The sequence below is a fragment of the Kitasatospora sp. NPDC030952 genome, assembly GCF_055571335.1.
The window spans coordinates 64497-75096 of sequence record NZ_JBVIFM010000036.1 but is presented as its reverse complement, the minus strand read 5'-3'; the positions used below and the strand labels follow the sequence as shown (position 1 = coordinate 75096).

General features: G+C 72.5%; 7 protein-coding genes, 1 pseudogene and 1 CRISPR repeat array. All 8 genes and pseudogenes read left to right on the top strand.

Annotated features, from left to right (window positions below; translation table 11 throughout):
* Nucleotides 1-1119: 1119 nt before the first annotated feature.
* Nucleotides 1120-2664, top strand: coding sequence for a type I-E CRISPR-associated protein Cse1/CasA (casA, locus tag ACZ47G_RS37410; RefSeq protein ID WP_465750618.1), 1545 nt, complete (start codon nt 1120-1122; stop codon nt 2662-2664).
* A 421-nt stretch (nt 2665-3085) separates the two neighbouring features.
* On the top strand, nt 3086-3700 hold the full coding sequence (gene casB / locus ACZ47G_RS37405; RefSeq protein ID WP_465750616.1) for a type I-E CRISPR-associated protein Cse2/CasB: 615 nt from the start codon (nt 3086-3088) through the stop codon (nt 3698-3700).
* Nucleotides 3700-4842: a type I-E CRISPR-associated protein Cas7/Cse4/CasC gene (cas7e, locus tag ACZ47G_RS37400; RefSeq protein WP_465750614.1), complete on the top strand. Its 1143-nt coding sequence runs from the start codon at nt 3700-3702 to the stop codon at nt 4840-4842. The genes casB and cas7e overlap by 1 nt, the downstream gene beginning before the upstream one ends.
* The gene (gene cas5e / locus ACZ47G_RS37395; protein ID WP_465750612.1) at nt 4839-5576 is read left to right on the top strand and encodes a type I-E CRISPR-associated protein Cas5/CasD; all 738 of its coding nucleotides are present in this window, start codon (nt 4839-4841) and stop codon (nt 5574-5576) included. The genes cas7e and cas5e overlap by 4 nt, the downstream gene beginning before the upstream one ends.
* A 55-nt stretch (nt 5577-5631) precedes the next feature.
* Nucleotides 5632-6285: a type I-E CRISPR-associated protein Cas6/Cse3/CasE gene (cas6e, locus tag ACZ47G_RS37390; RefSeq protein WP_465750610.1), complete on the top strand. Its 654-nt coding sequence runs from the start codon at nt 5632-5634 to the stop codon at nt 6283-6285.
* Nucleotides 6286-6325: 40 nt separating this feature from the next.
* Nucleotides 6326-6658: a CRISPR direct-repeat array (repeat unit 29 nt; unit sequence GTCCGCTCCGCCTGCGCGGAGGTGGCCCG).
* 29 nt (nt 6659-6687) lie between these two features.
* Nucleotides 6688-9372, top strand: coding sequence for a CRISPR-associated helicase Cas3' (gene cas3 / locus ACZ47G_RS37385; RefSeq protein WP_465750608.1), 2685 nt, complete (start codon nt 6688-6690; stop codon nt 9370-9372).
* A gap of 108 nt (nt 9373-9480) precedes the next feature.
* A pseudogene (cas1e, locus tag ACZ47G_RS37380) lies at nt 9481-10323 on the top strand (type I-E CRISPR-associated endonuclease Cas1e); the annotation flags it as partial.
* The gene (locus ACZ47G_RS37375; RefSeq protein WP_465750624.1) at nt 10320-10586 is read left to right on the top strand and encodes a type I-E CRISPR-associated endoribonuclease Cas2; all 267 of its coding nucleotides are present in this window, start codon (nt 10320-10322) and stop codon (nt 10584-10586) included. The pseudogene cas1e and the gene ACZ47G_RS37375, both read left to right, overlap by 4 nt.
* The last annotated feature ends 14 nt before the right edge of the window (nt 10587-10600 follow it).

Genomic DNA, 10600 nt, shown 5'->3' with positions numbered 1-10600 from the left:
CCTGCGCGATCTGGCACAACCGGACCACCGGCCGACCCATCACCCGCTCGCTGATCGCCTACGACCACTGACCGACTTCGGAACTACTCGTCTAGAGGCTGGATCGGGTCGGATCACCTCCGCGCGGGCGGAGCCGGACGCACTGCAGGTGCGGCGCTCGTCCTCGGTCATCGGGGCATCTCCGCATGGGCGGAGCGGACGGCTGAGCCCGATCCGGTGGCCCGGCGGGCTGCGGGGCACCTCCGCACGGGCGGAGCGGACGACGTCCAGCGCCTGTCCGCCGCGCTGCGCACCGGGGCACCTCCGCGCGTGCGAAGCGGGACCGGCCCAAGCTCGCGCTGCGGGCAGAGCGGACTGCAAGGTCCGGCGGACCTCTGGATATTCGGCCAGGTCACTTCCGCGCAGGCGAAGCGGACCACTCATGTTGACCTCCTCCCCGCACGAGCGGGGGTCACTTCCGCGCAGGCGAAGCGGACCTGTGGAACGCCGACGTCTACAACGGCCTCACCGGGCCACCTCCGCACTGGCAGAGCAGACAAGGGCTACGTGCTGACCACCGTCGGGGCGTACGGGTCACCTCCGCGCGGACGGGAGCGGACAGGAGGGCAATTCGGCACTCCCGGAGGGGGCCGGGGCACCTCCGCGCGGGCGGAGTGGACGGCGCCCTGATGCTGCTGCTCACCTGCGTCATCGGGGTATCTCCGCACGGGCGGAGCGGACGGGCGTGCGCTCGACTCCCCCGGGCTGGGCACCGGGTCACCTCCGCGAGGGCGGAACGGACCGCCGGGACATACCCATGGCGGATCGGAAGGACGGGTCACCTCCGCGAAGGCAGAGCAGACTGCGCCATGTCGTCGCCGAAGCGCGGTACCCAAGGGGCACCTCCGCAGGGCGGAGCGGACCTTCGAGACCTGCTGCGCAGCGTGGTCCTGTGCTGCTTCTTGACCGTGCTGAAGCGTCGGGTTGAGGAGCTGTTGTGGTGTCAAGGAGCGAGGAGTTGATCCTAGTGGTGGGGTGTGACGGCGTCCTCTGTTCTGGGTTTGGGTCCCGGTTGTCAGTGGCTGGGTCTAGCGTCGCTGGGTGGTGACTGACCGTGCTCGAGTAGTAGGGGACCGCCCTGTGTCGCGTCCGTCGTTCGATGTGGTTGTGAGGCCGTGGATCACGGCTCGTGTGCGTGCCGACCTGACTCCTGAGGAGGTGGCTGAGCTTCCGGTGCGGGGTGGGCCGGGGGAGTCGGTGGTGCTGGGTCTCGGTGATGTGCTGACGTGGGCTCATCTGCTGGAGCACGTCGACTGCCCGGATCCGGCGTCGGAGTCGGCGCTGCTGCGGGTGCTGATCGCGGTGACGGCGCGGGTCACGGGCCTGGACGTCGCGGAGGACTGGGACGACTGCCGGTGGGACGCGCTGGAGGCCGGCCGGCTGGACTCGGGGCGGATCGCGGCGTACTTCGACCGGTATCCCCGGCGGTTCGACCTGTTCGACGCGGAACGGCCGTGGCTGCAGGAGCCTCGACTTGCGGGGGAGTGCACGGGCAGCAGCGGCACCGGGCGGCTGGTGATGACGAGCCCGTCGGGGAACAACCATGTGTGGTGGCCGCTGGAGAAGGGCGGGATCGGCGGGCCCGTTCCCACGGTGACGGCGGCGTTCGGGCTGCTGACGTGGTTGTTCGCGGGGCCGTCGGGGACGGCGGCGAACCGGCGGCGTTCGGACGGGCGGAACAGCCACTACACGGTGGCGGGGCCGATCCGGGCGCTAGTGTCGTGGTTCCCGGCGGGCCGCAGTCTCGCGGAGACGCTCATCCTGGGAGTGCCGTCGCCGGAGAGCTGGCCGACGAACCCGGGCCGGGACGAGGCCCCGTGGGAGGCGGAGCAGCTCCCGGATCCGAGGGTGCCGGCGGCGCCGTCCGGGCCGGTGTCGCTGCTGACGTCGCGTGCCGCGCACGCGGTACTGCTCAAGCCGGACTCCGACGGCGGGCACGTGACGGATTCGTGGGTGACGTGGGCGTGGGAGAACGAGCTGCCGGAGGCCGAGGACCCGTACGTGATCAGGCGTGACGAGGGCGGTCCGGTGCGGGCGAACAGTGCGCGGGTGGCGTGGAGGGACCTGGACGCGCTGCTGCTGAAGACGGTGGCGGGCAAGACGCCGCGCTACCGGCCGGCCGTTCTGGCGTCGGTGGCGAGGCTGCCGCGGGAGACGGCGGCCGGTCTGCGGTTGCGCGCGTACGGGCTGCACCAGGAGCGGCGGGATCCGGAGACCGTCTGGTTCACCGCGGTGACGCCGCCGGTGCTCGGCTTCCTTGAGGAGCTGGACGGGGACGGTGCGGCGGCGGTCTCGGTGGCCCGGTCGCAGGCTGAGGGTGTGTCGTCCGGGCTGGCGAAGGCGTTGCGGGCGGCGTGGCAGGGGTTCAGTGGGGACAGCAAGGTCTGTCCGTGGGTCGATTCGGCGCTGCCGGTGTACTGGTCGCAGGCGGAGGCCGAGTTCTGGAAGGCGGTTGTCCCGGATGGTGACGGGGTCCGGGCCCGGCCCGGGTTTGTGGGGGTTGCCACGAGGGTGTTCGACGCCGTGACGGAGGCGGCCGCGCTCACGCCTCGGGGTATGCAGGCCGTCGAGGAGGCCCGGGCCGCGATGCTCAGGCGGCCCCGGGGTCCGCGGAAGAAGACGTAGCCGTTCCGGCGCCGGGGACGTAGGCGGCGGCGTTGAGGTTCTCCCGGTTCCGGTTTGCGCCCGTTCCTCCGATCCCCGTTCCTTCGGTGCCCGGCACGGGGGGTCGACCGTGCGGGGCGGTGGCCGGGCCGGTGGGGTGCTGGACCCGGACCGGGGTCGCGCCAGGTGGCCGGTTGGCGCCGAAGGACGGGGTCAGGTCCGAGGCCGATGAGGGCCCGCCGGCGCAGCCCCGCCGAGGGGCGGCCGGGTTTGATCCGGCTCCGTGTCGTCCCGCTGATCCGGCTACCTCACGCCACAGCCCGACCGCCGACCGCCGACCGCCGAGACGAACGGTCGGCCGATACGAAAGGAGCCGGCCTCCAACCCCGTCCCCTCCCGCCGCCGGCGGGAGCCCGACCCTTCAACCCTTACCGAGGAGCCCATGTCCATCGACTCGCCGCCCTCCGCGGAACCGGACGTCCTCGCGCACCAGCGCGCCTTCATGCTGTACGTCCACCAGCAGTGCTCCACGCCCGGCGGCCGCGCCGCGGTCCGCTCCGCGCTGACCGACCCGCACAAGCCGTTCCGCGCCTACGAGTACCTGCTCGCCCGGATCCCGCGCTGGACGAACAGCGACACCGAACGCGCCTACGTCCTGACCGCCGGCATGTACGCCGACCAGGCCCCCAACCCCCGTCTCGACTGCCAGCCGAAGCCGCCCGCCGGCCTGGCCGCCCCGGTCGACGGGGACCGCTGGCGCAACCTCGGCTGGTCGCTCGCCCGCGCCGTTCACACGAAGGCCCTGGCCGACGACACCGTCAAGGCCCGGCTGCTGCTGATGTCCCGCCAGGACGCCGACGCGCTCACCCGTGACCTGCCGCCCCTCGTCGCCCGCCTGCGCGCCGGCGACGTCCCCGTCGTGTGGCCGCTGCTGCTGCGCGACCTGACCCGCTGGGTAGACCACCCGACCGACACCGCCCGGGCCTGGGCCCGCGCCTACTACCAGTACGACCCCACCGCGCCTACCGCCGCCAGCACCGACGAGGAGACCTCCTGATGAAGCGCCGCCTGTACCTCGACCTGCACGTCATCCACTCCTACCCGCTGTCCTGCCTCAACCGCGACGACCTCAACATCCCCAAGACCGCCCACTACGGCGGCGAGCAGCGGGGCCGGATCTCCTCGCAGTCCGGGAAGCGGCACGTGCGGGTGGAGGTGGAGGACCGGCTGGGGGAGTGGGCGGTTCGCACGAAGCGGCTGCCGGAGAGCATCGCTGCCGAGCTGGTGCGCGCGGGCTGGGACGACGAGCTCGCGCAGCGGGCCGGGCGGATGGTGGTCCTGGCGGCGGGGGTGAAGGGCGTGGCCGTGGACGGGGACAACGACACGAACAGCATGCTGCTGCTGCCGCGGGCCGGGATCGCGGAGCTCGCCGAGGTCGCGGTGGAGCACCGGGAGCTGGTGGAGGCGGGGGCGGACAGGAAGAAGGAGGCGGTGGCGCAGGAGAAGCTGGTGAAGGCGGCTGGCGGGCGGGTGCTGGAGGTGTTGCGGGGGCGGACGTCGAGTATCGCGGCGTTCGGGCGGATGCTGGCGAACGAGCCGGGTTCGGCGGTGGCGGGTGCGGTGCAGGTCGCGCACCAGCTGACGACGCACGCGCTGGCGGTGCAGCCGGACTACTTCACCGCGGTGGACGACATCACGCGTGGTCAGGAGGATGAGTCGGGGTCGGCGCACCTGGGGACGGCGTTCCACACGTCGGGGACGTACTACCGGTACAGCTCGGTGAACCTGCCGGAGCTGGCGGGGAACCTGGGCGGGGACGTGGAGGGGGCGAGGCGGGTCGCGGTGGAGTTCGCGCGGGCGTTCGCCGTGGTGGTGCCGTCCGCGCGGCAGGGGTCGACGGCGCCGTTCACGCCTCCGGCGCTGGTGCACGTGGTGCTGCGCGGGGACCAGCCGGTGAACCTGGGCGGGGCGTTCGAGCGGCCTGTCAGGGCGGAGGGGGGCAGTGGTTTCGTCGAGCCGTCGGTGCGGTGCCTGGACGCGCACGCCGGGGCGGTGAACGGCTTCTACGGGGACGGTGGTGTCCTGGCCCGCTCGTACAGCGGCCTGGGGGTCGGGTCGGTGGAGCACCTGGGGGAGGACGCCGGGTCGCTGGAGAAGCTGCTGGCCGGCGTGGACGCGGCGATCGGGGAGCACCTGTGAGCGGCGGCCTGCTGCTGCACCTGTCGGCGCCGGTGCAGTCCTGGGGCAGCCCCTCGCAGTTCGGGACGCGGCTGACCTACCCGCATCCGACGAGGTCCGGCCTGACGGGCCTGTTCGCGTGCGCGCTCGGTCTGGCCCGCGGGTCCGACCTGGGGGAGCTGGCCGCACTGCGGTACACGGTGCGTGTGGACCGGCCGGGCCGCCTGCTGCGCGACTACCACACCGTCGGCGGCGGCTACCCGCGGGAGAGGACCGTGGTCACCGCCGCGGGCGGGCGGCGCCCGCTGAAGGAGGCCACACTGCAGTCCGAGCGCTGGTACCTGGCCGACGCGGCATTCACCGTCGCGGTCACCGGCCCGGCCGCCACTACCACCGCGGTGGCCGAGGCGCTGCGGCGCCCGGTCTGGCACCCATATCTGGGGCGCCGCTCCTGCCCGCCGGCCGTACCGGTCCTCGTGGGCGCCGCCGATGATCCCGTCGCGGAACTCCACCGCCTGCCGCTGCACCGCGAACCCGACGGCAAGGGCGCGACCGAGGTGGTCTTCATCCACGACACCGACCCCCGCACCGGCCGCCCGCCGCTCACCCAGGTCCGCGACCAGCTCCCCACCACCGGCGCCCGCCGCTTCGCCCACCGCCCCCTGTGGGAGACCCGCCACCCGTTCACCGCCGACCAGCACGCCGGTACCGGCACCGCCTGGATCACCGCCCTCACCGCCTACACCCGCACCTGACCCAGCCTCACCGACCCCGCCCGCCGCGGGGGACACCGCCCACTCGGAGAACCCGATGACCCACCTTACCCAGCTCCACCTCCACCCCCGCTCCCGCGACGCGGCAGCGGACCTGCGCAACACCAGCCACATGCACCAGCGGATCATGAGCATGTACCCCGACGCCCTCACCAGCGGCGACGCCGCCCGCCGCAGTCTGGGCGTCCTCTACCGCATCGAACGCACCCCCCAGGCCACCACCGTCCTCGTCCAGTCCACCCTGGCCGCCGACCCCACCGTCCTGCCCGACCACTACGCCACAGCCCAGCAGCGCAATCTGGCGCCACTGCTGGAATGGCTGGCCGACGGCCGCACGGTCCGCTACCGCATCGACGCCTCACCGACCCGTTCGCTGCGCGACGGAACCCGCGACGCCGGCGGGCGCCTCAACCGCGGCAAGCCCGCCCCCTTGCACGGCAAGGACGCGATCGCCTGGTGGGAACGCAAAGCCCACACCGCCGGCCTCGACCTCCACGACATCCTCGACATCCCCCAGGAACCCGCCACCGGCCACCGCGCCACCGGACCGATCCGCCACACCCTCACCCGCTTCGAAGGCACCGCCACCATCACCGACCACCAGGCACTCCTCACCGCGCTCACCAACGGCATCGGCCGCGGCCTCGCCTACGGTGCCGGCCTCCTCAGCATCGCCCCCCACCACGAGTAAAGAAACCGCAAAGCCACCAGAGAGCCGCAGGTCAAAAAGGGTCCGCTCCGCCTGCGCGGAGGTGGCCCGCCCCGGGACAGCACCATGACCGGGCTCATCCGGTCCGCTCCGCCTGCGCGGAGGTGGCCCGTATGACCGACCGCGCACCATCGGCTGGCCGACGTCCGCTCCGCCTGCGCGGAGGTGGCCCGGACGTCGTGGACGGGAAGATCACCGCCCGTCCGTCCGCTCCGCCTGCGCGGAGGTGGCCCGCTGCCGAACGTACTGACCACCGGCCGCGGCATGTCCGCTCCGCCTGCGCGGAGGTGGCCCGTCCTGGGTCTTGGGGCCCTTGAGGGCTTCTGGTCTGCTCCGTCGGCGCGGAGGTGGCCTGTGGCCAGTGTTCACGTTGTTGGTAGACCGGTGGTCTGGAGGAGTTTGGTGTTCGATCCGCGAGTTGCCGGTAAGCGTCGTGGGCTGCCTGGTCCGTACCCGCTGGTGTGTCATCTGGCGGACACCGCGGTGATTGCGGGCGGGCTGTGGGACTCCTACCTGACGGCTTCTCATCGTCGGTTGATCGCCGGTGGTTGGGGGGTCGATCCGGCGCGGGCGCGGCGGCTGGTGATGCTGGCGGCGGGTATGCACGACGTGGGGAAGACCATCCACTGCTTCCAGCGGGGCCTCGAGGGCACTGCCGAGCTGCTGGCCGATCCGCGGTACCCGGCGCCGGCGGGCTGGATGCACGAGGAGTGGATCCCCCATCAGGTGGCGAGCCACTGGGCGCTGCCGCAGATCCTCACCGGACTGGGGTGGCCGCCGGTCGAGCGGCCGTGGAAGTCCGTAACACACCAGGTCGCGCAGATCCTCGGCGGTCATCACGGGGTGTTCGGTGAGGCGCTGTCGCCCGCCGCGATGGCCGACCCGTTGAAGGAGCTGCGCGGGCTGGGCAGGGACGGCTGGGCCGAGCAGCGTGAGGAGCACGTCCGGACGGTGTTCGGGATCTGCGGGTCGCCGGCGGCGCCCGGACGGCTGCTGCCCGCGGGTGCGGCGGTGGTGGTGACCGGGCTGGTGGTGCTGGCGGACTGGCTGGCGTCCAACACCGGGCAGGTGCGGGGCCGGCTGGCGGCGTGGAACGGGGACCTGGCCGCGCACGTCGCGAGGATGCGGCAGCGGGCACCCTGGGTGCTCGCCCACGCCCAGCTGGCGGCGCCGGCCTGGAAACCGGCTGCGACGTTCACCGACCTGTTCCCCGACATCACGAAGCCGTACCCCCTTCAGGCCGACGTCGCCCAGCGCCTCGGAGGCCTGGTTGAGGGGCCGGGGCTGGTGCTCGTCACCGCGCCCACCGGCGACGGGAAGACCGAGACCGCGCTGTTCGCCGCCCGGGTCCTCGGCGCGGCGGCCGGCGCCGGCGGCCTGGCGGTGCTACTGCCCACCATGGCGACCACCGACGCGATGTGGCGCCGGGTGAAGAAGTTCACCGCCCGCGCCGCCGAGGTCGGCACCCCGGTGACCCTGCTGAACTCGATGGCGTGGCTGAACGAGGACTACGACCCGGACCGCGACGAGATCGTGGCGGACGACTGCGTGTCGACCCAGGCCGCGTCCTTCCTCCGCGGACCGCACCGGGGACTGGCCGCCGGCGTCGCGGTCGGCACCTGGGACCAGGCCGCACTGGCGGCGCTGCCGGTGCGCTTCAACGTGCTGCGGTGGCTGGGACTGTCGGGCAAGACCCTGGTCATCGACGAGGCCCACAGCTACGGCGCGTACGGGCACCGGCTGACGCAGCGGCTGCTGGAATGGTGCGGCCACCTCGGCATTCCGGTCGTGCTGGTGTCGGCGACGCTGACCGGGCGGACCGCCACCGACCTCGTCGGCGCCTACCGGGCCGGCGCCGGCCACAAGGACACGGCGCCGATCACCTCCCCCTACCCGGGCTGGGTCCACGTCTGCGCCGAGACCGGGAAGGTCACCGCCCACGGGCCGCTGCCCACCACCCGGGAACGCGACATCGCCGTCGACCACCACACCGTCCGGCACACCCACGACCCGGCGGTGCCCGCAGGCCGGGCCGCCCGGATCCTGACGGAGCTGCGGCCCGCCGCTGCCGGCAGGGGCTGCGCGCTGGTGGTGTGCAACGTCGTCGCCGACGTCCAGGCAACCAGGAGGCTGCTCACCGAGCGGTGGGGCGAGGACGGCCCGCAGGTCGTGCTCCTCCACGCCCGCCTTCCGATGTGGCAGCGGATCGAGCGCACCGACCTGATCGAGGGCAAGGTCGGCTCGAAGGGCGTCCGCCCGGACCGGCCGCTCGTCGTCGTCGCGACACAGGTCGTCGAACAGTCCCTCGACTGGGACTTCGACCTGGTCGTCTCCGACCTCGCCCCGATGAGCCTGCTCCTGCAGCGCGCCGGGCGCTGCCACCGGCACGACCACCCACGCCCGACCTGGGCGCCGGCCCCTCGGCTGGTCGTCCTGTCCCCGCCCGGCGGCCTGCCCGCCCCCAGCTGGGGCGACGTCTACGACACCTCGCTGCTGCGCCGGACCTGTGATGCGCTCTGCGGGCTGGAGGGGCCGATCGCGATCCCGGGTGCGGTCCCTGGCCTGAGCGCTGACGTGTACGACGCGGCCTGGGACCCGGACCGGATGGACGCCGACGACGCGCGGCGCCTGGCGATGGAGCAGGCCCAGGCCTCGGCCGCCGACATGGTGATGATCCCCGCGCCGGACCGGGTCAAGGACCTGTACCCGCTGACCTCCGCCCTGGACCCGGACCTCGCGGTCACCCGTCTGGGCGGTGAATCGAAGCGCATTCTGCCGGTGTGGCCCGACGGCGACGGGTGGACCTTCGTCACCGCCGACGGCCCGGCCAAGCTCCCCCACCACCCCGGCAAGGACGACATCCGTACCGTGGTCCTCTCCACCGTCCAGGTCCGGTCGACCTGGCTCACCGGTGTCGGAGCGGACACCTACCCGCCGGCCCGGTGGCAGGACATCCCCGCGCTGCGCGACGTCGCCCTGGTCCCGCACGACCCGCGGACCGGCCGCTGGCACGCCCCCGACGGCAGGACGATCCGCCTCGACCCCGTCGACGGCATCATCCGCGAGTGAACGCCGTACCGCTGGATAAGACCCGAACGCTGGATCCGGCCAGCTCGGAGACGCTGATGCCGGAGGTGGCCAACGGCACCTCCGGCTCGGCGCAACGGGCTGACCGTCGGAACCCGCATCACGCACGGCGCCGTCAATCTGCTCGCCGACTCGGGCACCACCATGTGCTGGGTCGGCGAGCAGGGCGTACGCATGTACGCGGCTGGGCTTGGCCCCAGCCGCGGCGCTGCCCTCCTCAATCGGCAGGCCTGGCTGGTCAGCCGCACCAGGAACGCCTTGCCGTCGCCCGGAGCATGTACCGCATGCGGTTTCCCGGCGAGGACGTCAGCACGGCCACCATGCAGCAGCTGCGCGGTCGCGAGGGGGCCCGCATTCGCAAGCTCTACCAGGCCGAATCACGCCGGACCGGTGTTCCCTGGAACGGCCGCGTCTACAAGGCCGGGCGACCCTCATGCCGCAGGCGACGATCTCAACCGCTTGTTGTCTGCGGCCAACGCCGCCCTCTACGGGATCTGCCACGTAGTCATCGCCGGACTGGGCGCAAGCCCCGGTCTCGGCTTCGTCCATACGGGCCTGGCCACCTCGTTCGTCCTCGACATCGCCGACCTCTACAAGGCCGAATGCACCATTTCGCTCGCCTTCGACCTCGCCAAGCAGGGCCACACCGAGGAACGTGACGCCCGTCTCGGCCTGCGAGACCGCGTCGCCCGGGACAAGCTGCTCGGGCGGATCGTCCACGACGTCAAGACCCTGCTCAGCCCGGACGCCACCGATATGTCCGACCTCGAGGTCAACGAGCTCTGGGACGAACGTGTCGGCACAGTCCAAGGGGGCGTCAACTGGTGCAGCGCAGAGGGAGCATCAGCTGCCACAGTCGCCGATCCGGGGATGGGCGGTGAGTACCTGGCCATCATCGGCCCCGAGTTCGCCCAAGACACGAGCAGCCCATAACCGTCATCATCCTCATCACAGCCCCTGAAGGGCTGCGGGGACACCTCACCCGCTGGATGGTCGAAGTCAACGCCAGCGTCTCGACTACCGGGGCGAGGTGCTGTGCGCCGCCGTCGACTTCAGCCTGCGCGGCGTATGGGCACTGCGAAATGGCCGCCTTCACGGGGTCAGCCCCGACGACGATCCCGAGTTGGCAGCGCTCCTGCTCCGGAACGGGATCCGGCTTAGTGCGCAACGTCCCGCGAGTTCTCTTGAACTGCTGAGCGACCGCGACCGT

Coding starts and splice junctions, on each gene's coding strand:
- casB (WP_465750616.1), top strand. CDS start 3,086: ATGTCCATCGACTCGCCGCCCTCCGCGGAACCGGACGTCCTCGCGCAC.
- cas7e (WP_465750614.1), top strand. CDS start 3,700: ATGAAGCGCCGCCTGTACCTCGACCTGCACGTCATCCACTCCTACCCG.
- cas6e (WP_465750610.1), top strand. CDS start 5,632: ATGACCCACCTTACCCAGCTCCACCTCCACCCCCGCTCCCGCGACGCG.